The sequence below is a fragment of the Saccharopolyspora gregorii genome (assembly GCF_024734405.1).
Taxonomy (GTDB): domain Bacteria; phylum Actinomycetota; class Actinomycetes; order Mycobacteriales; family Pseudonocardiaceae; genus Saccharopolyspora_C; species Saccharopolyspora_C gregorii.
Map to the genome: position 1 here is coordinate 1,151,892 of NZ_CP059556.1, position 24,977 is coordinate 1,176,868.

Sequence of the window (24,977 nt, forward strand, 5' to 3'; positions counted from 1 at the left end):
AGCGGGTAGGAACGGGGCCACACGATCTCGCAGCCGAGATCACCCGGCGTAATCGACGTCCGGGAACGCGAAGGCGGCTTCCCCTGGGCGGGCGGAGGACCGGCCCGGGATCGGGATCTCGAAGTGGACGCTCGGGCTGTACCGGGAGTCCTCCCGGGCGTCGTAGATCTCCGTCGCGGCGCTGCGCCAGAACGGCGCCGCACCCTCGATCGCCGGATTCGTGTGCAGGTAGATCGTCGAATATTCGGGCGTGTCGGCGACGAAGTCGCACGCCATCGACACCAGCGCGCTCGCCAGGCCGTTGCGGCGGTGCTGCCGGTCCACGTACACCCGGAACAGCTGCGCGGTGCTGCCGTCCCCGTACCGGGCCGCGAGCCACTCGGGGTGCGGGGGACAGCGCGGGCCGCCGGAGCGGATCGCCGTGGTCGCGGCGACCTCGCCGTCGCGCACCGCGACGAACAGCGCGTGCCGCGGGTTCTTCAGGTACGCGCCCTCGATGTCCACGACGTCGGAGTGCCAGCGGGCGTGGTAGCCGTGGCCGAACTCCTTGTAGAACGTGTCGAGCATGACCCGGCGCGCGCCTTCGACGTCCTCCGGGCGGGCGCGGCGCACCGCGTACTCGCCGATCCGGTGCTCTTCCTGGTGATCCATGTGCTCTCCATCGGGCTCTCGCGCCTGAGTCGCGAGCGAACGCGACTCCCGGTGCGCCGCGGCCACAATACAATGACTCTCATTTTCAATAAGTCCGGGGTGTGGCGCAAAGGCCGCAATGATCATCGGATGAAGGGAACCTTCCTGCCACCGGTGGCAGGAAGGTTCCCTTCATCGCACCGGCCTGTCGGAGTGCGGGGGCGGTGGGCGAGCCGCACGCTTCGCCCATGGTGTGTCTGGTGACGGGAGCGAGCGGGTACGTCGGCGGCAGGTTGGTCCCCCGGCTGCTCGAGGACGGACGGCAGGTCCGCTGCCTGGTCCGGAATCCGGAGAAGCTGCGCGACGTGCCCTGGCGGGACCAGGTGGAGGTGGTCCGCGGCGACCTGCTGCGCGAGGGGGACGTGACGGCCGCCTGCGACGGTGTCGAGGTCGTCTACTACCTCGTGCACGCGATGGCCGAGTCGGGTTTCGCGGCCCGGGACCGGCGTGCGGCGCTGCTGATGGGGCAGGCGGCGCGGGAGACGTCGGTTCAGCGGATCGTGTACCTCGGCGGGGTGCATCCGGCGGGGGAGCAGTTGTCCGAGCACATGGCCTCGCGAGCGGAGGTCGGCGAGATCCTGCTGCGCAGCGGGGTTCCAACGGTGGTCCTGCAAGCCGCGGTGATCATCGGTTCGGGTTCGGCGAGCTTCGAGATGCTGCGGCACCTGACCGAGCGGCTCCCGGTGATGGTGACCCCCCGCTGGGTGGCCAACCGGGTGCAGCCGATCGCGGTGCGTGACGTCGTGCACTACCTGGTCGAGGTGTCCCGGCTGCCGAGTTCGATCAACCGGACGTTCGACGTGGGTGGCCCGGACGTGCTGACCTACGGCGAGATGATGCGCCGCTACGCGGTCGTGGCGGGTCTGCCGCCGCGGCGGATGCTGTCGGTGGGCGTCCTGACGCCGTGGCTGAGCGCCCAGTGGATCAACGTGGTGACGCCGGTGCCGAAGAGCGTGGGCCGGCCGCTGATCGAATCGCTGATCCACGAGGCGGTCTGCTCCGAGGACGACATCGACGAACTGGTGCCGCGGCCGGAGGGCGGCCTAACCGGCTACGACCGCTCGGTGGAGCTGGCGTTGCGCAAGGTCCGGAACGCCGAAGTGGAGACCCGCTGGTCGGATGCGGCGCCGTCGGACGCCCCCTCGGATCCGTTGCCCTCGGACCCGGCCTGGTCCGGCGGGACCGTGTACGCGGACGTCCGCGAAGGCAGCAGCCAGGTGGCGCCGGAACGGCTGTGGCGCGTGGTCGAAGGCGTGGGCGGGGAGCACGGCTGGTACTCCTCGTCGCTGCTGTGGGCGGTGCGCGGTGCCCTGGACAAGCTCTCCGGCGGAGTCGGTTTGCGGCGCGGGCGCCGGGACGCGCAGCGGTTGCGCGTCGGCGAGGCGCTCGACTGGTGGCGGGTGGAAGAGCTGGTGGAGGGCAGGTTGCTGCGGCTGCGCGCGGAGATGCGGTTGCCGGGGCGGGCGTGGCTGGAGTTCACCGTGGAGCCGGACGGCACGGGTGGTTCGCACTACCGCCAGCGCGCGGTGTTCGTCCCGCGCGGATTGGCCGGTCACCTCTACTGGTGGCTGGTCGCGCCGTTCCACGGCGTGGTTTTCGGCGGGATGGTGCGCAACGTGCTCCGCGTCGCGGCCGAGAAGTAAGACCCGGCAGGCAATTCCGCTTCAGAACGCGAAAAAGGACGAGCATCGACTGCTCGTCCATTTTCGTCGGGCGCCCTCGGCAGGACTCGAACCTGCGACACCTGCCTCCGGAGGGCAGTGCTCTATCCGCTGAGCTACGAGGGCTTGCTGTTGTTGACGTAGGTCAGCTTAGCGCACGCTCCGGCGCGGACCGGAAGGGGGTGAAGGTTCGTGGGCGGACGGTCGCGTCCAGTGCGTGGACCCTCCATTGCATTCATGCGCATCTCGCTATATATCATGGTGGCGGTAGGAGAAGGGGAGGTTCGTGATGGGCCACGGGCACGGCCATGGGCACGGGACCGCATCGCCCGCGAGCGCTTCCGGGCGGTACTCGCGGCGCCTGGCGATGGCGTTCGGGGTGTTGCTGGCGTTCTTCGTGCTGGAAGCGGTCGTCGGGTACCTGACGTCCTCGCTCGCCCTGCTCTCGGACGCCGGGCACATGTTGACCGACGTGCTGGGCGTGGGGATGGCGCTCGCCGCGATCACCGCCGCGCGCCGCCCGGCCTCGGCGAAGCGGACCTTCGGCTGGTACCGCATCGAGGTGCTCGCCGCCCTCGCCAACGCGGTGCTGCTGTTCGCGGTCGCCGGCTACATCCTCGTCGAGGCCGTCGGGCGGTTCCAGGATCCGCCGGAGGTCGCCGGGCTGCCCATGATGATCACGGCGGCGGCCGGACTCGCCGCGAACGTGGTCGCGTTCCTGCTGCTGCGCGAAGGCGCGGGGGAGAGCATCAACCTGCGCGGTGCCTACCTGGAAGTGCTCGCCGACACCATCGGCTCGGTCGGCGTGCTGCTCGGCGGCGCGCTCGCCTGGGCCTTCGGCTGGTACCTGGTCGACCCCATCGTCGCCGTCGCCGTCGGGCTGTTCGTGCTGCCCCGCACCTGGAAGCTCGCCGGGCAGGCGCTGCGGATCCTGGTGCAGCAGGCGCCCGAAGGCGTCGACGTGCACGCGATGCACCGCGACCTCGCCGCGCTGCCGGCGGTGAAGGAGGTGCACGACCTGCACGTGTGGACGTTGACCTCCGGCATGGAGGTCGCCTCGGCGCACCTCACGATTCCGGCCGGGGCCGACCACGGGGACGTCCTGACCGCCGCGCAACGGCTGCTCGCCGAGCAGTACCGGATCGAACACGCCACCTTGCAGGTCGAGCCGGCCGAGTGCGCCCGGCGGTGCCAAGCGCTCACCTGGTGATCGGCTGACGGCAGGTTCTTGCGCCCGGACCGCGGTCCAGGCGGGCGCCGGAGGTGATCGGAAGGTTCCCTTCACCGCACCGGTGACAGGAAGGTTCCCTTCCACGCCGGGGCGCACAGCTGAGCCCGGAGTCGGGTCCCGGACTTCGACTGACCGGAAGGTTCCCTTCCTCGCACCACCGACGTGACCCGTGGAACGGCGTGACAGGAAGGTTCCCTTCCTCGCACCAGGTGAAAACGAACCGGCCCGCACCCCTCGCGAGGTGCGGGCCGATCCGTGCGTGGTTCGGACGTCAGTTGTCGTCCTTGCCACCGGGGGCGTTCTTGGCGACCTGCATCAGGAACTCGATGTTGGTGCGCGACTTGCGCAGCCGTTCCTGCAGGAGTTCCAGCGACTGCTGGGCGTCCAGCGCGGCGAGCACCCGGCGCAGCTTGTGCGTGACGGTGAGCTCGTCGGGTGCGAGCAGGATCTCGTCCTTGCGGGTGCTGGAGGCGTCCACGTCGACGGCGGGGAACAGCCGCTTGTCGGCGAGCTTGCGGTCCAGCTTGAGCTCGGCGTTGCCGGTGCCCTTGAACTCCTCGAAGATCACCGTGTCCATCGTGGATCCGGTTTCCACCAGCGCCGTGGCGAAGATGGTCAGCGAGCCGCCGTTCTCGATGTTGCGGGCCGCGCCGAGGAACCGCTTCGGCGGGTACAGCGCGGTCGAGTCGACACCACCGGAGAGGATCCGGCCGGACGCGGGGGCCGCGAGGTTGTAGGCGCGGCCGAGGCGGGTGATCGAGTCGAGCAGCACGACCACGTCGTGCCCCATCTCGACGAGCCGCTTGGCCCGCTCGATGGACAGCTCGGCGACGGTGGTGTGGTCCGACGGCGGGCGGTCGAAGGTGGAGGCGATGACCTCGCCCTTGACCGAGCGCTGCATGTCGGTGACCTCTTCGGGGCGCTCGTCGGCGAGCACCACCATGAGGTGGCATTCCGGGTTGTTCGTGGTGATCGCGTTGGCGATCGCCTGCAGCACCATCGTCTTGCCCGCCTTCGGCGGCGAGACGATCAGCGCGCGCTGGCCCTTGCCGACGGGCATCACCAGGTCGATGATCCGGCCGGTGAGGTTCTGCGGTTCGGTTTCCAGCCGCAGTCGCTCGTTCGGGTACAGCGGGGTCAGCTTGTGGAACTCCGAGCGGCCCTTCGACGCCTCCGGTTCGAGGCCGTTGATGGAGTCGACGCGGACCAGCGGGTTGAACTTCTGCCGCTGCTGCTCGTTGTCCCGGGGCTGCCGGATGACGCCCTTGATCGCGTCACCGCGGCGCAGCCCGTACTTGCGGACCAGCGACAGCGACACGTACACGTCGTTCGGCCCGGCGAGGTAGCCCGAGGTGCGGACGAACGCGTAGTTCTCCAGCACGTCGAGGATGCCGGCGACGGGCAGCAGGACGTCGTCCTCGCGGACCTCGGGCTCGTTGCCGCCACCTTCGGCGCGGCCGCGGTTGCGCCTGCGGTCCCGGAAGCGGCGTCCGCGCCTGCGGCCGCCGTCCTCGTCGGAGTCGTCCTGCGGACGGTTGTCCTGCTTGTCCTGCTGCTGCCGGGAGTTCTGCCGGTCGCCCCGGTCCTGGCCACCCCGGTCGCCGCGGTCACCCCGGTCCTGGCCACCCCGGTCACCCCGGTTGTTGTCCTTGTCGCGGTCCCGGTTGTCGCCCCGGTCGCCGCGGTCGTTCTGCCGGTCGCCCCGGTCCTGGCCGCGCTCGTCGCCCTGGTCCTGGTTGCCGCCGGAGCGGTTGGAGGAGCGACGGCGGCGGTTGCCGCGGCGGCCCTCGTCCTCACCGCCCTGCTCGGCGGGCTGCTGGCGCCGGGAGCGCCCGCGGTTCGGCGCGGAGCCGTTGTTGCCGGAGTCCGAGCCCGAGTCCTGCTGCTGGGCAGCGGAGTCGGTCTCGTCCAGCGCGGGCTGGTGGGACTTGCCGCGGCTCGGCGCGGTCTCCTGCGCCGGGGCGTCCTCCTGCGCAGGCTTGGCGGCCGCGCGGGGCTTGGCGGGGGCGCCGCCCTGCCGCTCCTTGATGGCCGCGATCAGGTCGCCCTTGCGCAGGCCGCTGGTGTCGATCCCCAGTTCCCCGGCGAGTTGTCGAAGCTCGGCGAGGACCATGCCGGACAGCCCGCCGCGGCGGCGCGGAGCGCCGTTGGTCTCGGCGCCCGCGGACGGCTGCTCAGACTCCTGCTGGCCAGCCTGGGAGACGCCGTTGGTCGTCTCGCTGCTCAACAGTTCGGTGTTGCTCACGAATGTCCTTCCTGACCGGACCGCGCCTCCTACGCGACCCAGCGGATTGCCCGCCCGCTGTTGTCAGCGGAACGGCCTTGATGTGCTACCAGCCCGATGCCGGTCGAGTTCAACACGCACGCGCGGCTCGATCGACGTCGGCGATCAGGGGGACCAGCAGCACCGGGCGGTGGGAGGTACCCGGGTCATGTGCTCGTCCGAATGCCGTTGCGCGGTGCGGTTTCCACGCTCCTGCGTGTCAGAACCACGGTGCACGTGCGACGCATCCACTCCGATCCACACTCGCCGATGCACGCCCTGCTGCCGCCTCACTCAGATGTCGTCGTTCACGGGGAGCGCTGTGATTTCCGGTCCGGCCCGATCTGCCGCAGAGCGGAATCGGGACGACGGGCACCGGGGTGCGCCGATCCGGCGTCGATCGCGTCGAAAGCATGACCATCGCGGTCAGGCCCCCATGCGGCGTCGGCCGGAACCCACAGGTCGGCAGCCCCGCGCGAACCCCATTGAGTTGACAACTCCTGCCTCTGCCACCGCGTCCGGCAACCCGCAGATCCTGATCTTCACCCGTGTGGAGTGGAGTCGATTCACCAGCGGGAAATGTGCCCCGGAGAACGAAGCTCCGGATGCGGCACCGGCGCCGAGCGCGCGGTGACTGATTGACCTTGAGGGTAGACGCCTCGCCACCGAGGTGCAACAACCTCCGCAGGCGTGGCACGCCCTCGTTCGATCACGGTGTTCGCGCAATCGGCGGTGCCGGAGCATCCACCGTTTCGGAACACCTGCCGTGCAGTCCTGACGTCCTGCCGACATGTCCTTTGTACCACCACGCGCGGCGGAATGGTCGGGCCGGGCCGGTCATTCCGCCGTCGTCAGCTCCGAAATCACCTGAACGCCGCGCCGATCGACCGGAAGGCGCAGCGCGGTGAACCCGCTGGTGTCCACCGTGCGGGGCAGTTCACCGCCCGCGGGCAGCGCCAGCACCGTCGGTCCGGCGCCGGACACGGCGGCGGGCACGCCTGCCGCGCGCAGCCGCCGCACCAGCTCGATGGTGTTCGGCCACGCCGATTCCCGGTAGTCCTGGTGCAGCCGGTCGTCGGTGGCGGCCAGCAGCAGCGACGGATCGGTCGTGAGGGCGTGCACGGCGAGCGCGGCGCGGCCCGCGGCGAACGCGGCGTCCGCGTGCGGAACCCGCTCGGGCAGCAATCCGCGAGTGGTGTGCGTGGCGGACTCGCCGCCCGCGACCAGCGCGATCGGGTGCACGTCCGGATGCGCGGGCAGCGAGGCGGCGCGGAACCGGTCCGCCTCCTGCCAGGCGATCACCACGCCGCCGAGCAGGCTGGCCGCGACGTTGTCGCCGTGGCCTTCGCAGTCGGCGGCCAGGTGCAGCGCCTGTTCGAGGTTCTTGGTCTCGCGCAGCGGGAAACCGGCGAGCTCGTAGGCCGCCGCGACCCCGGCGACGATCGCCGCGGCCGAGGAACCCAGCCCCCGCGAGTGCGGGATGGCGTTGCGGCAGCGCAACCGGACGGCAGGCGCGGGCACGCCGAGCTCGGACCAGGTGCGGTGCAGCACCCGCACGACCAGGTGCTCGTGGTCGGTGGGGATCGATCCGGCGCCTTCGCCCTCGGCGGTCACCACCGCGCTGCCGGGCGGGCCGCCGGTCACCGCCACGTGCACGGTGTCGTGCAGCGCGAGCGCCATGCCGAGCGCGTCGAACCCGGAGCCGAGGTTGGCGGTGGAGGCGGGCACCACGACCCGCACCCCACCGCCGGCCCGCAGGCTCACACCAGTTCCAGCGCGGTGGCCACGGCTCGCGGGTCCACCGGCAGCGGCTCGACCTCGACCATGCCGGACAGCGCCGTGTCCGGGTCCTTGAGGCCGTGCCCGGTGACGGTGCACACGACGCGGGACCCGCGCGGCAACCGGCCGTCCTCGACCGCGGCCAGCAGCCCGGCGACGCTGGAGGCGGAGGCGGGTTCGACGAACACGCCTTCCCGGGAGGACAGCAGCCGGTAGGCGTGCAGGATCTGCTCGTCGGTGACCGCGGCGAACAGGCCGCCGGAGGCGTCCTTCGCGGACACCGCGTGCTGCCAGGAGGCGGGGCTGCCGACCCGGATGGCGGTGGCGATCGTCTCCGGTTCGAGCACGGGCGCGCCGTGCACGAGCGGCGCGGCGCCCGCGGCCTGGAAGCCGAACATCCGCGGGGTGGACGGGATCACGCCGTCCGCGGCGTACTCCGCGTAGCCCTTCCAGTAGGCGGTGATGTTGCCCGCGTTGCCCACCGGCAGGCAGTGCACGTCGGGGGCGGAGCCGAGCACGTCGCAGATCTCGAACGCGGCGGTCTTCTGGCCTTCCAGCCGCACCGGGTTCACCGAGTTGACCAGCGTGACCGGGTGCTCGGCGGAGGTCTTGCGGGCGAGTTCGAGGCAGTCGTCGAAGTTGCCCTGCACCTGCAAGATCTTCGCGCCGTGCGCCACGGCCTGCGCCAGCTTGCCCATCGCGATCTTGCCCTGCGGCACCAGCACCGCGGAGGTGAGCCCGGCGCGCGAGGCGTAGGCCGCCGCCGAGGCGGAGGTGTTGCCGGTGGAGGCGCAGATGACGGCCTTGCTGCCCGCGGCGAGCGCGTGCGTGATGGCGACCGTCATACCGCGGTCCTTGAAGGAACCGGTCGGGTTCGCGCCCTCGACCTTGAGGTGGACCTCGCAGCCGGTGAGCTCGGAGAGGTGCTGCGCGGGCACCAGCGGGGTGCCGCCCTCCTGCAGGGTGACCACGCGGGCGCCCTCGGGGATCTCCACCCGGTCCCGGTACGCCTCGATGAGGCCGGGCCACCCGGCCCTCGCGGGCGCACCCTGGATGTTCGAAGTCACGACGGTTCACCTTCCACGCGCATCACGCTGACGACCTCGCGCACCGAGGCCAACCCGGCAATCTTGTCCACTGTGGATTTCAGGGCCGCATCGGTGGCGGTGTGGGTGACCACGACCAGGCTGGCCTCTTCGCCCCTGCCCGCCTGGCGCACCACCGAGATGCTCACATCGTTGTCGTTGAACGTGGCCGCCACCTGGGACAGCACGCCCGGTTTGTCGTCCACGTCGAGGCTGATGTGGTACCGGGTGGGGGTGGCGCCCATCGGCTGCACCGGCAGGTTCGCGTGCGCGGACTCGCGCGGACCCTTGCCCGCCACGACCAGGTTCCGCGCCACCGCGACGAGGTCGCCGAGCACGGCGCTGGCGGTCGGTTCGCCGCCGGCGCCCTGGCCGTAGAACATCAGGCTCCCGGCGGCCTCGGCCTCCACGAACACCGCGTTGTAGGCGCCGCCGACCCCGGCCAGCGGGTGGTCCCGGGGGATCATCGCCGGGTGCACGCGGGCCGAGACCGATTCGGTGCCGTCCTCGGCGACGACGCGCTCGCAGATCGCCAGCAGCTTCACCACCCGGTCCAGCGATTTCGCGGCCGCGATGTCGCCGGGGGTGACGCCCGAGATGCCCTCGCGGTGCACGTCGGTGGCCGCGACCCGGGTGTGGAACGCCAGCGACGCCAGGATGGTGGCCTTCGCCGCCGCGTCGAAGCCGTCCACGTCGGCGGTCGGATCCGCTTCCGCGTAGCCCAGCCGCCCGGCCTCATCGAGGGTCTCCGAGTAGCCGGCGCCCGTGGAGTCCATCGCGGACAGGATGTAGTTCGTGGTGCCGTTGACGATGCCCATCACCCGGTTGATGCGGTCCCCGGCGAGGGATTCGCGCAGCGGGCGCAGCAGCGGGATCGCCCCGGCGACGGCGGCCTCGAAGTAGATGTCCGCCCCGGACTCGTCGGCGGCGGCGTACAGCTCCGAGCCGTGCTCGGCCAGCAGCGCCTTGTTGCCCGTCACCACCGACTTGCCGCTGCGCAGCGCGCGCAGCAGCAGCGAGCGGGCCGGTTCGATGCCGCCGATGAGCTCCACCACCACGTCCACGTCGCCGTCGACGAGCGCGGCGGCGTCCGTGGTGAGCAGCTGCTCGGGGACGTTCGGATGCTTGTGGAGCCGCCGCACGGCGACGCCGGTGACCTGCACGGGTGCACCGGTCCGCGCCGCGAACTCCTCGGGGCGGCCCTGCAGCAGGCGCAGTACCTCGGTGCCGACCGTGCCGCAGCCCAGCAGCGCGACGCGGATCGGCTCACGGTCCTCGATCACTCACACCTCCAGCCGGAGCAGGTCGTCCTCGGTCTCCCTGCGCAGCAGCAGTCGCGACCGCCCGTCCCGCACGGCGACCACCGGCGGCTTGGGGAGTCGGTTGTAGTTGCTCGCCATCACGTAGCAGTAGGCTCCCGTCGCGGCGACGGCCAGCAGGTCGCCCGGAGCAATGTCCTCCGGCAACCAGCAGTCTCGCACCACAACGTCACCGGACTCACAATGCTTGCCCACGATGCGGGACAGCACGGGGGGAGCTTCGGCCGATCGGGAGACGAGCCTGCAGTCGTAGACGGCGTCGTAGAGCGAGGTCCGGATGTTGTCGCTCATGCCGCCGTCCACGCTCACGTAGCGGCGCGACACGCCGCCGTCGAGCTCGACGTCCTTGATCGTTCCCACTTCGTAGACGGTGACCGTGCCGGGCCCGGCGATGGCGCGGCCCGGTTCGACGGCCACCCGGGGCGGCTCGAACCCGGCGAGGTCGCACTCCTTGCGGACCACGTCGTGCAGCCGGGTCGCCAGCTCCCGCACCGGCAGCGGGTCGTCGTCGGGGGTGTAGGCGATGCCGAGGCCGCCGCCGAGGTCCACGGTGGTCAGGTTCGCCAGCGCTTCGGCGCCGTGCTCGGCCCGCAGCTCGGCCAGCAGCGACACCACCCGGTGCGCGGACAGGCCGAAACCGTCGTCGTCGAAGATCTGCGAACCGATGTGGCTGTGCAGGCCCACCAGGTCGAGGCCGTCGGCCTTGATGACGCGGCGGGCCGCTTCGGCGGCGTTGCCCGCGGCCAGCGAGAACCCGAACTTCTGGTCCTCGTGCGCGGTGGCGATGAACTCGTGGGTGTGCGCCTCGACACCGACGGTGACCCGGATCATCACCGGCTGCACGACACCGCGTTCGCGGGCCAGGTGGTCCAGGCGGGCGATCTCGTGGAACGAGTCCAGCACGACGGAACCGACGCCGGCGTCCACGGCGGTCGCCAGCTCCGCGGTGGACTTGTTGTTGCCGTGGAAGGTGATGCGCTCCGGCGGGAACTCGGCGCGCAGCGCGACGCGGAGCTCACCGCCGCTGCACACGTCCAGGCTCAGGCCTTCCTCGGCGACCCAGCGGGCCACCTCGGTGCACAGGAACGCCTTCGACGCGTAGTGCACGGATGCGGGATCGCCGAACGCGGTCGCGTACTCGGCGCAGCGGGACCGGAAGTCGGCCTCGTCGAGGACGAACAGCGGGGTGCCGTGCTCGCGGACGAGTTCGCGCACGTCCGTCCCGGCGAAGGAGACGGCGCCGTCGTCCTCCCGGTGCGCACCGCGCGGCCACACCGCCGCGTGCAACTCGTCGAGCTCGGACTCGTCCGCCGGGACCGGCCCGGCTGTGCTGCCCGGCAACAGGACCTCGGCGTGCCGAGGTCCGGCGGGATGGGCGCGCATGATCGCGGCTCCTCTGCGGATTCGTGCCGGCCGGGGAGCCGTTCCCCGGCGCGGCCGCCCGAACGCCGGGCGTGGACGTCGTCGGTCACATCTGGTCGGGAGCGCTCACTCCGAGCAGCCCCAGACCGTTGGCCAGCACCTGGCGGGTCGCCTCGCACAGCTGCAGGCGCGCGATCGTCAGCGCGTTCGCCTGGTCATCACCGGGCTGCAGCACGCGGCACGCGTCGTAGAACTTGTGGTAGGCGCTGGCCACTTCTTCCAGGTACCGCGCGATGCGGTGCGGTTCCCGCAGTTCGGCGGCGGAGAGCACCACTCGCGGGTACTCGCCGAGCGTGCGGATCAGGTCGCCCTCGCGTTCGTGGGAGAGCAGCGACAGGTCCGCCTCCTGCACCGGTCCCCGGTCGATGCCGAGGGACGCGGCGTTGCGCTGCAACGAGGACAGCCGGGCGTGCGCGTACTGCACGTAGTAGACCGGGTTCTCGTTGCTGCGCTTGCTGATCAGGTCCAGGTCGATGTCCACGGCCGAGTCCACCGAGGAGCGGGTCAGCGAGTAGCGGGCGGCGTCCACGCCGACCGCCTCGACCAGGTCCTCCAGGGTGACGACGGTGCCCGCGCGCTTGCTCATCCGCACCGGTTTCCCGTCGCGCACCAGGTTCACCAGCTGCCCGATCAGCACCTCGACCGCGTTCGGGTCGTCGTCGAACGCGGCGGCCGCGGCCTTGAGCCTGCTCACGTAGCCGTGGTGGTCGGCGCCGAGCATGTACAGGCACAGGTCGAAGCCGCGGCCCCGCTTGTCCCGCAGGTAGGCGATGTCCCCGGCGATGTAGGCGGTGCCCCCGTCGCTCTTGATCACCACCCGGTCCTTGTCGTCGCCGAACTCGGTGGAGCGCAGCCACCAGGCGCCGTCCTCGAAGTACAGGTGCCCGGATTCCTTCAGCTGCGCGACGGCCGTCTCCACCGCGCCGGAGGAGTGCAGCGAGTCCTCGTGGAAGAAGACGTCGAAGTCGGTGCCGAACTCGTGCAGGCTGCGCTTGATCTCCTCGAACATGAGGCCCACGCCGACGCGCCGGAACGTCTCGTGCCGTTCGGCCTCCGGCTGCTCCAGCGCGCCCGGTTCGGCGGCGAGCACCCGCTGGGCGATGTCGGCGATGTAGTCGCCGCCGTAGCCGTCCTCCGGCGCGGGCTCGCCCTTCGCGGCGGCCAGCAGCGACAGCACGAAGCGGTCGATCTGCGCGCCCGCGTCGTTGAAGTAGTACTCGCGCACCACCTCGGCGCCCTGCGCGGACAGGGTGCGGCCCAGCGCGTCGCCGACCGCGGCCCAGCGGGTGCCGCCCAAGTGGATCGGGCCGGTCGGGTTCGCCGAGACGAACTCCAGGTTCACCCGCAGGCCCTGGTAGCGGTCGCCGCGGCCGAACCCGGCTCCGGCGGTGACGACGTCGCGCACGATCCCGGCCTGCGCGTCGGTGGCCAGCCGCAGGTTCAGGAAGCCCGGCCCGGCGACGGTCACCTCGGTGATGCCGTCCTGCGCGGCCAGCGCCTCGGACAGCCAGGTCGCCAGGTCGCGCGGCGGCACGCCCGCCTTCTTCGCGACCTGCATCGCCAGGTTCGTCGCGTAGTCGCCGTGCTCGGGGTTGCGGGGGCGCTCTACCGTCACCGTCTCCGGGAGCACGGAAACGTCCAGGTCACGTGCGGAGAGCACGTCGACGGCGGCGTTGCGGACCAGATCAGCGAGCGCGGCGGGAGTCACCTGGAGAAGTCTAAGGATGCGTCGCCGCTGTTCAGCGAACGGGTGCGATCGCCGGGCCCGCCGCGTGCACGGTAGGTGATCGGGCGGTGACCTCGGTGTGAGAACGTGACCCACGACGTGTTCGACTTACGCCCTCCGGTGGCCGTGGGATCCCTAGACTGGCGAGCCGGGTCACCTGGCGACCGATGGCGAGACGAGGTCCGGACAGCATGGCGAGCGGTAAGCAGAGCAAGGCGATGCGCAAGGCGCGCGGTTCCGTGGTGCAGCAGCGCTCGATCCCGTGGGCGACGATCTCCGGAGTCGGAGTGGTGCTCCTCGTCGCGGTCGTGGTCTTCGGCTACGCCTACGTCCGCTACGCTGGCCAGGCCGAGTCGCGGGAGGCGCAGGCCAAGGCGGAAGCCGCCGCCGCACCGTTCAAGCCGAGCCCGGAGAACCCGGACCCGTCCAAGGGCATCCCCGGCGTCGTCACCGCCGAGTACCCGGGCCAGCAGCACGTCACCCCGGCCCAGCGCGTCGCCTACGACAAGACGCCTCCCTACGGCGGCCCGCACGACGGGATCTGGGCCGACTGCACCGGCGTCGTCTACCCGAACGCGGTGCGGACCGAGAACATGGTGCACTCGCTGGAGCACGGCGCCATCTGGATCGCCTACGACCCGGCGCGGATCGACGAGGCGGGCAAGGAGAAGCTCGCCCGCCGGGTGGAGAACAAGCCCTACACGATGATGTCGCCGTACCCGGGCCTCGACTCCCCGATCTCCCTGCAGTCCTGGGGCCACCAGCTGAAGCTGGACAGCCCGGACGACGCGCGCATCGACCAGTTCATCACCGCGCTCAAGGAGAACCCGAACAACGTCTACCCGGAGATCGGCGGCTCCTGCCAGGCCTACCCGGGCGCGTTCGACACCCAGAACCCGCCGCCGTTCGACGCGAGCCCGCCGCCCGCGGACGCCATCCCGATGAGCGGGGAGGGCACCCAGCAGGCGCAGGGCGAGATGGGCGGTCGGTGACCCGGTGAGCACCCAGGAGAACCCCGGCGCGTCGATGCCGGTGCGCATCGCCATCGCCGTCGTGGCGGCCGCCGCCCTGCTGCTGCTCGGCGGTGCGGGCGGGCTGCTCATCGCCACCCCCTCGCACGACTCCGAACCGGCACCGAGCGCCGTCGACATCGGGTTCGCGCAGGACATGTCGACGCACCACCAGCAGGCCGTGACCATGGCCACGCTCGCCAGGGAGCACGCGGCGGACGTCGCGGTGCGCCAGCTCGCGTTCGACATCGAGACCAACCAGCGCGACCAGATCGGGCGGATGCAGGGCTGGCTGAACCTGTGGGGCGAGCCGACCGGCAGCACCTCGCCGATGCGGTGGATGGGTTCCGGCGGGCACGAGCACGGCATGGAGCAGCACTCGATGCACGGCGCGGCCACCGGCTCCGGCGCGGCCACCATGCCCGGCATGGCCGACACCGCGGAGCTGGGCCGGTTGCGCGGGCTCGACGGTCCCGCGTTCGACGCGTACTTCCTGCAGCTGATGCTGCGCCACCACGAGGGCGGGGCGCCGATGGCCCGCTACGGCGCCGAGCACGCCGGGCTCGAACCGGTGCGCGGGCTCGCGGCGAACATGCTGGGTTCGCAGGGCACCGAGAGCGAGCTGATGCGCGGGATGCTGGCGGACCGCGGGGTCGCGCCGCTGCCCGCGAACTGAGGTCTTCGCAGCGTCGGCGCACGTCGCCGGGCGAGGAAGGGAACCTTCCTGCCACCGGTGACCGGAAGGTTCCCTTCCTCGCGGGTGCGCGGGTGCGCGGGTGCGCGGGTGCGCGGGTGCGCGGGAAAGCTGGGGGAGCGGGGATCGGGGAGCGGTCAGCGGGATTCGCAGGTCCGCGCCGCACCGCGGAACGCGACTACCACGAGCGCCACCAGCGCCACCCCGCCGAGCAGCAGCGTCGGCAGCAGCGGCACCAGCACCCGGTCGGCGCCGAGCGCGCAGCCGAACAGCGCGGCCGGGTAGGCGAACCGGAGCCAGCGGCGCTGCCAGTCGCGGGACCAGCGCACCTTCCCGCCGGTGAACAGCGCGAGCCCCGCGGCGAACCCCAGCAGCACCGGCGGCGACACCTCCAGCCCGGGCCGTCCCGGTTGGAAGGACCAGGACACCAGCGCGGCCACGCCGCTCGCGCCGACGAGGAACAGCGGCGGCAGCAGGATCCACATCCGGACCGTGAGGTCACGCAGCGCAGGGCACAGCACGGGATCAAGGATGCTGGCGGACCGGCCCGTTCGCACCGCGTCGCGGCGGCCGCTCGGCGGGCGGTCGCCTGCCCGCGCCGGGCGGTCGGGCGAGCCGCTCGCCAGGAATAACGTGCTCGGCGACTGCGTTCCAGGTCAGCGCCTTCGGTCTGGCAGAATGACAGGCCGAGTCGGCTCCGGTTCACCTCGCGATGATCGTCGGCGAGGACCCGGCGGCCCCGAACAGGAGGACACGCGTTGAAGTCGGACATTCACCCCGAGTACGTCGCCACCCAGGTGACCTGCGGCTGCGGGAACACTTTCACCACCCGGAGCACCAGCAAGGCCGGCAACATCACGGTCGAGGTCTGCTCCAACTGCCACCCGTTCTACACGGGCAAGCAGAAGATTCTGGACACCGGTGGCCGGGTTGCTCGCTTCGAGGCCCGCTACGGCCGGCGGCAGAAGAACGCCGCGAAGTAGCTGAGCCGACGGCGCCCGTCCTCGCGCACCGCGCAGGGCGGGCGCCGTCGTCGTGCCGGGCCCTGCCCGCTCGTCCAGCCGAATCCCGGTCCAGCCCGTCCGGTCCAGCAGCGAAGAAGGTTCCCGTGGAAACGTCCAAGCTCGACGAGTTGCTCGCGGAGCACGCGGAACTGGAACGGCGCCTGGCCGAACCGGACGTGCACGCCGACCAGGCCACCGCGCGCAAGCTCGGCCGCCGCTACGCCGAGCTGACCCCCGTGGCGAAGGTCGCGAAGGAGTGGGAGCAGGCCCGCTCCGACCTGGTGACGGCGCGCGAGCTGGCCGCCGACGACGAGGGGTTCGCCGCCGAAGCCGATGCGCTCGCCGAATCCGTGCCGGAGCTGGAGGAGAAGCTCACCGAGCTGCTGCTGCCCCGCGACCCGCACGACTCCTCCGACGTGGTGCTGGAGGTCAAGTCCGGGGAGGGCGGCGAGGAGTCGGCGCTGTTCGCCGGTGACCTGCTGCGGATGTACCTGCGCTTCGCCGAGCGGCAGGGCTGGCGGGCCGAGGTGCTCGACGCCACCGAATCCGACCTGGGCGGCTACAAGGACGTGACGGTCGCGGTGAAGGCCAAGGCGGGCGACACCGGGCCGGACGGCGTGTGGTCGAAGCTGAAGTTCGAGGGCGGCGTGCACCGGGTGCAGCGGGTGCCGGTCACCGAATCGCAGGGCCGGGTGCACACCTCCGCGGCCGGTGTCCTGGTGTACCCGGAGACCGAAGAGGTCGAGGTCGAGGTGGACGAGAAGGACCTGCGCATCGACGTGTACCGCTCCTCAGGGCCCGGTGGGCAGAGCGTCAACACCACCGACTCCGCGGTGCGCATCACCCACCTGCCGACGGGCACCGTGGTGTCCTGCCAGAACGAGAAGTCGCAGCTGCAGAACAAGCTGCGCGCCATCCAGGTGCTGCGCGCCCGGCTGCAGGCGCTCGCCGAGGAGGAAGCGCAGAAGGAGGCAGCCGAGACGCGGCGCAGCCAGGTGCGCACCGTGGACCGCTCCGAACGGGTTCGCACCTACAACTTCCCGGAGAACCGCATCTCCGACCACCGGGTCAACTACAAGGCCTACAACCTGGACCACGTGCTCGACGGGGACCTGGACGGGGTGCTGGAGGCGCTGGTCGCCGCGGACCGCGCCGATCGGCTTGCCGCGAGTGCCTGAGCGGACCGGCCGCGTGCCCGAGCCGCGCGGTACCGGATCGACCCGACCGAGTCGTGTTCGCCGTGCCGGGGAGGTTCTCCGCCTTCCGGGGTGTCGCCTGAACGAGCTTCCGGATCATGCGCTCTAAGCTTGCCCCCGTGACTCGACAGCCACTGCGCCTGGCCATCCTCGAAGCGGAACGTCGGTTGTCCGCGGCAGGCGTGGCGAGCCCCCGGACGGACGCCGAACTGCTGGCCGCGCACCTGCTCGGCGTGGAACGCACCAAACTGATGATGGTGCCGCTGGTCGATCCGCCGGTGGTGGAGGCGCTGCAGGCGCTCGTGCAGCGCCGCGCCGAGCGGATCCCGCTGCAGCACCTGGTCGGCAACGCGCACCTCGGCGGCGTGGAGCTCAGCGTCGGGCCGGGCGTGTTCGTCCCCCGGCCGGAGACGGAGCTGCTGCTCGCCTGGGGCCTCTCGGTGCTCGACGGCGTGGAGCGACCCGTGATCGTCGACCTGTGCACGGGGACCGGGGCGCTCGCGCTGGCCGCCGCGCACGCCCGCCCCGACGCCCAGGTGCACGCCGTCGAACTGGACCCGCACGCGCTGGCGTGGGCGCGGCACAACGTGGACCAGCAGGCCGCCGCGGGCGACACCCCGGTCCGGCTCTACTCCGGTGACGTGGGCGATCCGACGCTGCTGATGGAGCTCGAAGGGCTCGTCGACCTGGTGCTGTGCAACCCGCCGTACGTGCCCGAGGGCACGCCGGTGCCGCCGGAGGTGCGCGACCACGACCCGCACGGCGCCGTGTTCGGCGGCCGTGACGGGCTCGACGTGGTGCGGCAGGTCGTCGGGTGCGCCGCGCGGCTGCTGCGGCCCGGCGGCGGGGTGGCGATCGAGCACGACGACACCCACGGCGGTTCGGTGCCCGCGCTGCTCAAGGCGCGGCGGGTGCTGTGCGACGTCGAAGACCACCCGGACCTGGCGGGGCGCCCGCGGTTCGCCACCGCGCGGCGGGCCGTGCCGGAGCACTGAGTCACCGGCCGGTGCGCTGCCGGCCGTTCCGCTTCCCGCGACGAGCGGGCCTTCGTGCTGCCCGGATCCGCGCGGTGGGGTGGGGAAGGGAACCTTCCTGCCACCGGTGATCGGAAGGTTCCCTTCCTCCACCGGGGTGCGGACGTCGAAAAGCCCGGCCGGGGCGTGCCCTGGCCGGGCTTCGCGAACGCGTCCGGGACTCGCCCGGTGGTCGATCAGCGGTGCTGCCGCGGTGCCTGCTCGGCGGGTGCGGACTTCGGGCCGCCCTGCTCGGCGCCCTGGCGCTGCTGCTGTTCGGCGGCGCCGGGGATGGGCAGCTGGATCCGCCGGGTCGGCGGGTCGTGCGGGTTCCGCTGCTGCTGCCCGGGGTTGGCCGCGCCGGGGAGGTTCTGGCGCTGGATCTTCTCCGTGGGCCCTTCGGCTCCGCTGCGCTGCTGGTTCTGCGGCCGCTGCTGGGGTTGCTGCGCGGGACGCTGCCCCGGCTGGGCGGCCTGCGGTGCGGGTTCGTGCGAGCGGTCTTCGGCGACCTCGGCTTCGGCGGACTTGCGCGCCTGCTCGCGGGCTTCCGCGGCGGCTTCCCGCAGCGCGGCCTCCTCCTCGTCCTCCTGGTCGAGGCGGGCGAGCAGCGGCGTGGTCTGGCCGAGCAGTTCCGCGGCGTCCCGCAGCTTGCTCGCGACGGTGTCGCGCAGCTCCGTGAGCGAGTGCACCTGCTGGTCGGCCTTGGTGAGCCTGCGCTGGCACTCCTCGGTGGTGGCGCCGAGCCTGCGCTCGGCGTCGAGCCGCGCCTCCCGGATGAGGCGTTCGCGTTCCCGGGTGCCCTCCTCGACGAGGCGGGTCGCTTCGTCGGTGGTCTCCCGGACCATCCGCTCGGACTTCTCGGTGGCCTCGGCGACCAGCCGTTCCGCTTCCCGGGTGCTGTCGAGCTCCCGCTTCTCGGCGGCCTCGACGCTCTCCTTCTCGCGCTGCTGGGCGGCGGCGATGCTGTCCTTCTCGCGCTTGTCCGCGGCCGCGGTGCTCTCGCGTTCGAGGAGCTGGGCGGCTTCGGTGCTCTCCCGGTGCAGCTTCTCCGCGGCCTGCTGGGCTTCGGTGGTGAGCCGGGTGGCCTCGTCGGTGGCCTCGCGGACCCGGCGGTGCGCCTCGTTGGTGCCTTCCCGCAGCCTGCGGTTGGCTTCCTCGGTGGCTTCGCGGACGCGGCGCTGGGCGTCGGCCTTGCTGGTCGTCTCCTGCTCGGTGAGCAGCTTCATGGACTCGGTGCGCCGCGCCGCCATCGCGATCTCGAAGTCCTCTTCGACCTGCACCCGGCGGGCCTCGGACTCCTCGTCGGCGCGCTTGCGGTTCTCCTCCGCCTCGGTGGTGATCCGCTCGGCTTCGGCTTTGGCCTTCTCCAGCGTCGACCGGTGCTCCTGCTCCATCTCGGAGCGCCGGGTGTCGACCTCGGCGATGAGCTTCTCGTAGCGAATGCGCAGCGCGCCCGCTTCGGCCTCGGAACGAGCGCGGGTCTCGGCGGCGTCCTTCTCGGCGCGGGCGCGGATGTCGTTGGCCTCGTCCTGCGCGAGGCGCAGCATCCGCTGCAGCCGTTCGCTGAGCCCTTCCAGCGTGGTCGGCGGCTTGGACAGCCGCTCCACCTGACCGCGGAGGTTCTCGATCTCCGAGCGCGACGATTCGAGCTGCTTCGACAGATCGCGCGCCTGCGACACGGCCGCGTCGCGGTCGGAGGTGATGATGCGCAGATCCGCGTCGACCCGTTCGAGATGCTCGTCGACCTGGGCGCGGTCGTATCCGTTCTTGCGAACGAGGTCGAAGCCCGATCCCAGCGGGAGAAGATCACGATCGTCGGCGAGGCCCATGGTTCAACGCTACCTGGAAGGCAACCGCGTTGTGGGAGGTGTGGGCGGGATGACCGGAGAATCGCGCCGCGGAACCACCGGACCGGGGCTGAGCGCGCGGTCTCGGGCCGGAAGTCCCTTGTTCGGCCGGCCGGTCAACGCGAACGGTGGGGTGCGTCGGGCGGGCTGCTGGAGGTGATCGACATGGCGACCAGGGCGAACGAACCGTCGCAGGTCCGGCCTTGGACGCGGTGGCAGGACTGGGCGGCGCTGGTGATCGGGGTGTACGTCGTGCTCGCGACGATGTGGACGCGCACCAACGGCGGTGCGCTGTCGGCGATGGTCGTGCTCGGCGGGCTGCTGGTGATCGCCGCCGTGTGGTCGCTGGCGCTGCCCAGGTCGATGACCAGCGAGTACGCCCACATGCTGCTGGGGGTGCTGCTGTTCATCGCGCCGTGGGTGCTGGGCTATGCGGCGTTGACCGGGGCCGCGTGGACTTCCTGGGTGGCGGGGGTGCTGGCCGTCCTCGTCGGCGCGGCGGCGCTGCCGCAGGCGACCGTGGCGCACGGCAGGGGCGTGGCCGGTCAGCACTGACCGGTCGGTCGCGCGCTCCGGCCGCGGAGTTCCGCGCGGTCGGTCGGTGCGGCCCGCTGACGGGAAGAGGCGCTGTGCGCGAGTTCACCGACGGGAAGCCGAGTCGCCGACGTCGCGCGCCGGCGGCGTCGGCGCGGGAGCGGATCCTGTCGGCGGCGGGGGAGTTGTTCGCCGAGTCCGGGTTCGCCGCCACCCCCACGTCGCGGATCGCCGAGCGGGCCGGCGTGCCGAAGGGCCTGATCCACTACTACTTCCGCCGCAAACCGGACCTGCTGGTGGCGCTCGTGGACCGGCTGCCCGCGGAGCGCGTGGACGTCCGGCGGATCGTGGTGCCGGGCGACGTGGCGGGCACGCTGCGCCGCCTGGTCGCCGAGCTGGACCGGCGGTTCGAGGCGACGCTGCCGCTGCACCACCTGCTGTGGCGGGAGGCCGACACGCACAGCGCGGTCCGGCGCGCGCTGCGCGAACGCTTCCGGGCCGTCGTGGCCCAGGTCCGCGAGGTCGTCACCGCCGCGGCACCCGCTCCGGCGCACGCCGACGTGGACACCGCCGCCGTCCTGCTGGCCAGGGTGATCGACCACCGGCACGCGGTCGCCGGGCGCGCCGAGCACGACGAGTCCGCCGACCGCGAGATCGAGTTCATCGCCCGCGGGCTCGGCCCGCGCTGACGGTCAGGACGCGGGTTCGACGAGCTCCACCAGCACCCCGCCCGCGTCCTTCGGGTGCACGAAGTTGATGCGGCTGCCCGCGGTGCCCCGCCGCGGCGCGTCGTAGAGCAGCCGCAGGCCCTTGGCGCGCAGGGCCTCGCTCGCCGCGTCCACGTCGGTGACCCGGTACGCGAGCTGCTGCAGGCCCGGCCCGTTGCGGTCCAGGAACTTCGCGATCGCCGAGTCGGAGCGCAGCGGCGCGATCACCTGCAGCTGGGTGGCCCCGGCGGCGTCGCCCGGCGCGCGCAGCATCGCCTCCCGCACCCCCTGCTCCTCGTTGACCTCGGTGTGGGCGACCTCCAGGCCGAACGTGGCGCGCTGGAACTCGATCGCGGCGTCGAGATCGGTGACCGCGATGCCGACGTGGTCGACGGTGGTGACCAACCCGCTCAGTTCGCTCTGCATGGCGGGAGCCTAACGCGCCGCGAATCCTGCGCGGGGGTGCGAGATGTGGCAGGAAAGGCCTCGGCCCGGGTGCCGCCGCGGTGCGCGCCCGGGCGCCGCGCCGTCTACGTGGAGGGTGGGACATGGTCTCCGGACGACGAACCCGGCTGATCGCGGTGGCCACCGCGGTGCTCGCGATCGGCCTCCCGTCGATCTCCGCGGGCGTACCCGACGAGGTCCGGCTCAAGCACGAACGCGCCTGGGTCGACGCGGGGCCGCTGGAGTTCGGGGCCGAACCGCACGCGGCGGTGCGCGCCGCGGCCGCCGACGCCGCGGCGGGGGCGGACTGCGCGGTGGAGGTGGACACCGCCGCCCGCCTGGTCCTCGCACCCACCTGGCCGGAGGTCGCGGCCTCCGGCGGCGCACCGGCGCCCATGACGCTCTCCCGGTACGACGACGGGACCGCGCTCGCCGACCCGGGGCGGAGTTCACCGGGGATCTTCTTCAGCCCCGGCGTCGGGGCCTGGCAGCTCGACTCCGCCGGGCTCGGCGCGGCCGCGACCGCGGCGGCCGCCATCGACACCGCCGCGGCCGCGCGCACCGTCGCAGCGCACGTGGTGCGGAAGTACTGCGCCGAACTGGGCGACGGCTCCTCCCCGGCCGCGGCGCGCGCCGTCGCCTGGAGCTCCTGGTACGCCTGCGACGAAGGTGCCTGCGAGGACGTGTACCAGCGGCTCCTCGCCGAGGGCGTCGTCGAGGACACCACCGTCGGCGTTCACGGCGGGGCCGCACCTCGGCGGTGCCGCTACGCGGGCGCCGTCCACGACTGCGCCTTCGTCGACCCGGCCGCGGCGCAGGGGGACGAGGCGTGGCGGGTCCCCGGCTACGGGCCCGCGCCGGTGCCCGACCCGTTCTACGTGCTCACCCGCGGCGGCCACGAGGTGCGCTACTGGCTCGCCGCCGACACCGGGGCGCGCGGCGACGTGTCCGCGTCCAGGGCGCTCGGCTCCGACGCCCGGGAGTCGTTGAGCTGGTCGGCGGGGGCGGGGTTGTGCGACCTCACCGCGTCCCGCGGCGCCTGCTGACGGACTGCGAGGAAGGGAACCTTCCGGTCACCGGTGGCAGGAAGGTTCCCTTCCTCGCAGGCGCCGTGACGGGAAGGGAACCTTCCTGCCGACGGTGTTCCTGTGCGAGAGTGCCCAGATGGCACTGCGTGCCACGCGTGGACGTGGGCGGGTCGAGCGCATGATGGAGAGCGCGCCCGAGCGGTGCGCAGCGGTAGTCGACGAGAGGGCCGGGAGGCCACTGTGAGCACATCTGTGATCGTTGCCGGGGCGCGCACCCCGATGGGCCGCCTGCTGGGCTCGTTGAAGGACTTCTCGGGCGCGCAGCTCGGCGGCGTGGCCATCAAAGCCGCCCTCGAACGCGCCGGCGTCGCCCCCGACCAGGTGCAGTACACGATCATGGGGCAGGTGCTGACCGCCGGCGCCGGCCAGATCCCCGCCCGGCAAGCCGCCGTGCACGCCGGGATCCCGATGGACGTGCCCGCGCTGACCATCAACAAGGTGTGCCTGTCCGGGCTCGACGCCATCGCCCTCGCCGACCAGCTCATCCGCGCCGGCGAGTTCGACGTCGTCGTCGCCGGCGGCCAGGAATCGATGACGCAGGCCCCGCACCTGCTCGCGGGCTCCCGCGAAGGCACCAAGTTCGGCGACGCGCAGCTCGTCGACCACATGGCGTTCGACGGCCTGACCTGCGCCTTCGACGACATCGCGATGGGGGCCTCCACGGAGAAGCACAACTCCCGGCACGGCCTCACCCGGCCCGAGCAGGACGAGTTCGCCGCCCGCTCGCACCAGCGCGCCGGAGCCGCCGCGGAACGCGGCGCGTTCGCCGAGGAGATCACCCCCGTCGAGGTGCCGCGGCGCAAGGGCGACCCGGTCGTCGTCGACGCCGACGAGGGCATCCGCCCGGACACCACCGCCGAATCGCTCGGCAAGCTCCGCCCGGCGTTCGCCCCCGACGGCACCATCACCCCCGGATCGGCCTCGCAGATCTCCGACGGCGCCGCCGCCGTCATCGTCATGAGCAGGGCGAAGGCCGAGGAGCTCGGCCTGACCTGGCTCGCCGAGATCGGCGCGCACGGCGTCGTCGCCGGCCCCGACGCCAGCCTGCACGAACAACCGTCGAACGCGATCAAGGCGGCCTGCGCCAAGGGCGGCGTGGACGTCGCCGACCTCGACCTGGTGGAGATCAACGAGGCGTTCGCCGCCGTCGGCATCGTCTCCACCCGCGCGCTCGGGCTCTCCCCGGACGTCGTCAACGTCAACGGCGGCGCCATCGCCCTCGGTCACCCGCTCGGCATGTCCGGTGCCCGCATCGCGCTGCACCTGGCGCTGGAACTGCGGCGCCGCGGCGGCGGCACCGGCGCGGCCGCGCTCTGCGGCGGCGGCGGTCAGGGCGACGCGCTGATCCTCCGCGTCCCCGCCGCCTGACCCGGCACGGGCGGCATCGGGGGAGCCCGGAAATCACCCTGATGCCGCCCTGGTTTCGCGCCACCGACCGTGATCACGTTCCGTGTTCGCCGCTACCCTGGCGAGCATGAAGTGGCTTCCAGGTGGATGGCAACGCGCGGACCGGGCCGGACGGGAATGGGCGACGGTGCCCGGCCGCGTCACCCGCAGGAATGACGCCACCGCGCGGATGGGGGCGGAACGCGGCGGCTCCGCGACCCGCGTCTACGGCAAGCAGGAACAGCCCCCGGAACCCCCGGCGCCCGTCGGGCTCGGTCCCGAAGCGCAGGACGTCGACGTGTCCGCGAACAGCTTCCGCCTGCTGCTCATCGGCGGCGGCGTCAGCGGTCTCGGCACCGTGCTGTGCGCGGCCACCCTGGCGAGCAACGGCAGCACCGTCGGCATGTGGGTGTGGCAGCTGGTGTTCGGCATCGTGTTCCTCGGCTTCGTGATCTCCTCCCGGGGCATGCTCAGCAGCCGCGGTTTCCTGCTCGACCGCAGCGGCTTCTACGCCCGCACCCTCGGCGAGGTGTACGGGGTGTCGTGGAACGAGATCTCCGCCATCGGCATCGGCAGCCTCCCGTGGATCGAGCAGAAGCGGCCCGTGCACCCCGAGCGGCGCGTGGCGCTGGAGTTCTACCCGGCCGACCCGGGATTCAGCAGCAGGCACCCCGAACTGGAGCGCTGGCGCGTCGAAGAGCAGCCCTCGCTGCCCGGGACCCCGTCGGTGCGCTACCGCTTCCACCTGCCGCCGTTCACCCGGCTCCCGCGCGCCGTGGAACGCGCCGTGCAGACCGTGGCGCCGCGCAAGTGGGTCGGGCACTACCGCAGGCACCTCCCGCCCATCCACTTCCCGGACTCGACCAAGCTCTGAGGCC

General features: G+C 72.2%; 22 protein-coding genes and 1 tRNA gene. 12 read left to right on the forward strand and 11 right to left on the reverse strand.

Annotated features, from left to right (window positions below; translation table 11 throughout):
• Positions 1–39: 39 nt before the first annotated feature.
• The gene (locus H1226_RS04955; RefSeq protein WP_224960639.1) at positions 40–651 is read right to left on the reverse strand and encodes a GNAT family N-acetyltransferase; all 612 of its coding nucleotides are present in this window, start codon (positions 649–651) and stop codon (positions 40–42) included.
• A gap of 227 nt (positions 652–878) precedes the next feature.
• On the opposite strand from H1226_RS04955, the gene H1226_RS04960 reads away from it, so the two are divergent.
• Complete coding sequence (locus tag H1226_RS04960) at positions 879–2,333, forward strand: SDR family oxidoreductase (RefSeq protein WP_258347512.1); 1,455 nt, start codon at positions 879–881, stop codon at positions 2,331–2,333.
• A 71-nt stretch (positions 2,334–2,404) separates the two neighbouring features.
• Here H1226_RS04960 and H1226_RS04965 read toward each other — a convergent pair.
• A tRNA-Arg gene (locus tag H1226_RS04965) sits at positions 2,405–2,477 on the reverse strand.
• 163 nt (positions 2,478–2,640) lie between these two features.
• Between H1226_RS04965 and H1226_RS04970 the strand changes: the two genes are divergently transcribed.
• A complete protein-coding gene (locus H1226_RS04970) occupies positions 2,641–3,561 on the forward strand; it encodes a cation diffusion facilitator family transporter (protein WP_258347514.1) in 921 nt (306 codons plus the stop codon).
• Between the two features lie 292 nt (positions 3,562–3,853).
• Here the strand turns inward: H1226_RS04970 and rho are convergent, their stop codons facing one another.
• The 6 genes from rho to argS all read right to left on the reverse strand — a co-directional run bounded on the left by rho (position 3,854) and on the right by argS (position 13,158).
• A complete protein-coding gene (rho, locus tag H1226_RS04975) occupies positions 3,854–5,827 on the reverse strand; it encodes a transcription termination factor Rho (protein WP_224960377.1) in 1,974 nt (657 codons plus the stop codon).
• A gap of 855 nt (positions 5,828–6,682) precedes the next feature.
• Positions 6,683–7,603, reverse strand: coding sequence for a homoserine kinase (gene thrB, locus H1226_RS04980; protein WP_258349342.1), 921 nt, complete (start codon positions 7,601–7,603; stop codon positions 6,683–6,685).
• Positions 7,604–7,605: 2 nt separating this feature from the next.
• Positions 7,606–8,691, reverse strand: a complete 1,086-nt coding sequence (gene thrC / locus H1226_RS04985; protein WP_224960379.1) for a threonine synthase — start codon at positions 8,689–8,691, stop codon at positions 7,606–7,608.
• A complete protein-coding gene (locus H1226_RS04990) occupies positions 8,688–9,992 on the reverse strand; it encodes a homoserine dehydrogenase (RefSeq protein ID WP_224960381.1) in 1,305 nt (434 codons plus the stop codon). The genes thrC and H1226_RS04990 overlap by 4 nt, the downstream gene beginning before the upstream one ends.
• On the reverse strand, positions 9,993–11,411 hold the full coding sequence (gene lysA, locus H1226_RS04995) for a diaminopimelate decarboxylase (RefSeq protein ID WP_258347517.1): 1,419 nt from the start codon (positions 11,409–11,411) through the stop codon (positions 9,993–9,995).
• A gap of 85 nt (positions 11,412–11,496) precedes the next feature.
• The gene (argS, locus tag H1226_RS05000) at positions 11,497–13,158 is read right to left on the reverse strand and encodes an arginine--tRNA ligase (RefSeq protein WP_225043604.1); all 1,662 of its coding nucleotides are present in this window, start codon (positions 13,156–13,158) and stop codon (positions 11,497–11,499) included.
• A gap of 209 nt (positions 13,159–13,367) precedes the next feature.
• Between argS and H1226_RS05005 the strand changes: the two genes are divergently transcribed.
• Both H1226_RS05005 and H1226_RS05010 read left to right on the forward strand, forming a co-directional pair.
• Positions 13,368–14,168 carry a DUF3105 domain-containing protein gene (locus H1226_RS05005; RefSeq protein WP_224960387.1) on the forward strand — a complete coding sequence of 267 codons (801 nt, stop codon included), beginning with the start codon at positions 13,368–13,370 and terminating at the stop codon, positions 14,166–14,168.
• A 4-nt stretch (positions 14,169–14,172) separates the two neighbouring features.
• Entirely contained in the window at positions 14,173–14,862 is a 690-nt protein-coding gene (locus tag H1226_RS05010; protein ID WP_258347521.1) for a DUF305 domain-containing protein, read from the forward strand.
• Between the two features lie 155 nt (positions 14,863–15,017).
• On the opposite strand, the gene H1226_RS05015 is transcribed toward H1226_RS05010, so the two are convergent.
• Positions 15,018–15,401, reverse strand: a complete 384-nt coding sequence (locus H1226_RS05015) for a hypothetical protein (protein ID WP_258347523.1) — start codon at positions 15,399–15,401, stop codon at positions 15,018–15,020.
• Between the two features lie 237 nt (positions 15,402–15,638).
• On the opposite strand from H1226_RS05015, the gene rpmE reads away from it, so the two are divergent.
• The 3 genes from rpmE to prmC all read left to right on the forward strand — a co-directional run bounded on the left by rpmE (position 15,639) and on the right by prmC (position 18,075).
• Complete coding sequence (gene rpmE, locus H1226_RS05020) at positions 15,639–15,863, forward strand: 50S ribosomal protein L31 (RefSeq protein WP_224960393.1); 225 nt, start codon at positions 15,639–15,641, stop codon at positions 15,861–15,863.
• A 125-nt stretch (positions 15,864–15,988) separates the two neighbouring features.
• Entirely contained in the window at positions 15,989–17,062 is a 1,074-nt protein-coding gene (prfA, locus tag H1226_RS05025) for a peptide chain release factor 1 (RefSeq protein WP_224960395.1), read from the forward strand.
• Positions 17,063–17,199: 137 nt separating this feature from the next.
• Positions 17,200–18,075, forward strand: a complete 876-nt coding sequence (prmC, locus tag H1226_RS05030; protein WP_224960396.1) for a peptide chain release factor N(5)-glutamine methyltransferase — start codon at positions 17,200–17,202, stop codon at positions 18,073–18,075.
• Between the two features lie 215 nt (positions 18,076–18,290).
• On the opposite strand, the gene H1226_RS05035 is transcribed toward prmC, so the two are convergent.
• Positions 18,291–19,922: a coiled-coil domain-containing protein gene (locus H1226_RS05035; RefSeq protein WP_258347526.1), complete on the reverse strand. Its 1,632-nt coding sequence runs from the start codon at positions 19,920–19,922 to the stop codon at positions 18,291–18,293.
• A 183-nt stretch (positions 19,923–20,105) separates the two neighbouring features.
• Between H1226_RS05035 and H1226_RS05040 the strand changes: the two genes are divergently transcribed.
• The gene (locus tag H1226_RS05040) at positions 20,106–20,495 is read left to right on the forward strand and encodes an SPW repeat protein (protein WP_258347528.1); all 390 of its coding nucleotides are present in this window, start codon (positions 20,106–20,108) and stop codon (positions 20,493–20,495) included.
• 74 nt (positions 20,496–20,569) lie between these two features.
• On the forward strand, positions 20,570–21,163 hold the full coding sequence (locus H1226_RS05045; protein WP_258347530.1) for a TetR/AcrR family transcriptional regulator: 594 nt from the start codon (positions 20,570–20,572) through the stop codon (positions 21,161–21,163).
• 3 nt (positions 21,164–21,166) lie between these two features.
• On the opposite strand, the gene mce is transcribed toward H1226_RS05045, so the two are convergent.
• Positions 21,167–21,607: a methylmalonyl-CoA epimerase gene (mce, locus tag H1226_RS05050; RefSeq protein WP_258347531.1), complete on the reverse strand. Its 441-nt coding sequence runs from the start codon at positions 21,605–21,607 to the stop codon at positions 21,167–21,169.
• 122 nt (positions 21,608–21,729) lie between these two features.
• Between mce and H1226_RS05055 the strand changes: the two genes are divergently transcribed.
• The 3 genes from H1226_RS05055 (at position 21,730) to H1226_RS05065 (ending at position 24,973) form a co-directional block, all read left to right on the forward strand.
• Complete coding sequence (locus H1226_RS05055) at positions 21,730–22,671, forward strand: hypothetical protein (protein ID WP_258347533.1); 942 nt, start codon at positions 21,730–21,732, stop codon at positions 22,669–22,671.
• 222 nt (positions 22,672–22,893) lie between these two features.
• Entirely contained in the window at positions 22,894–24,081 is a 1,188-nt protein-coding gene (locus tag H1226_RS05060) for an acetyl-CoA C-acetyltransferase (RefSeq protein ID WP_258347535.1), read from the forward strand.
• A gap of 106 nt (positions 24,082–24,187) precedes the next feature.
• Positions 24,188–24,973, forward strand: a complete 786-nt coding sequence (locus tag H1226_RS05065; protein WP_258347536.1) for a hypothetical protein — start codon at positions 24,188–24,190, stop codon at positions 24,971–24,973.
• The last annotated feature ends 4 nt before the right edge of the window (positions 24,974–24,977 follow it).

Bases quoted from the DNA above. Each gene is read 5' to 3' on its own strand.
- lysA (WP_258347517.1), bottom strand. From the start codon at position 11,411: ATGCGCGCCCATCCCGCCGGACCTCGGCACGCCGAGGTCCTGTTGCCG.
- H1226_RS05035 (WP_258347526.1), bottom strand. From the start codon at position 19,922: ATGGGCCTCGCCGACGATCGTGATCTTCTCCCGCTGGGATCGGGCTTC.
- H1226_RS05005 (WP_224960387.1), top strand. From the start codon at position 13,368: ATGGCGAGCGGTAAGCAGAGCAAGGCGATGCGCAAGGCGCGCGGTTCC.
- H1226_RS05055 (WP_258347533.1), top strand. From the start codon at position 21,730: ATGGTCTCCGGACGACGAACCCGGCTGATCGCGGTGGCCACCGCGGTG.
- mce (WP_258347531.1), bottom strand. From the start codon at position 21,607: ATGCAGAGCGAACTGAGCGGGTTGGTCACCACCGTCGACCACGTCGGC.
- H1226_RS05065 (WP_258347536.1), top strand. From the start codon at position 24,188: ATGAAGTGGCTTCCAGGTGGATGGCAACGCGCGGACCGGGCCGGACGG.
- H1226_RS04970 (WP_258347514.1), top strand. From the start codon at position 2,641: ATGGGCCACGGGCACGGCCATGGGCACGGGACCGCATCGCCCGCGAGC.
- H1226_RS05040 (WP_258347528.1), top strand. From the start codon at position 20,106: ATGGCGACCAGGGCGAACGAACCGTCGCAGGTCCGGCCTTGGACGCGG.
- H1226_RS04955 (WP_224960639.1), bottom strand. From the start codon at position 651: ATGGATCACCAGGAAGAGCACCGGATCGGCGAGTACGCGGTGCGCCGC.
- H1226_RS04960 (WP_258347512.1), top strand. From the start codon at position 879: ATGGTGTGTCTGGTGACGGGAGCGAGCGGGTACGTCGGCGGCAGGTTG.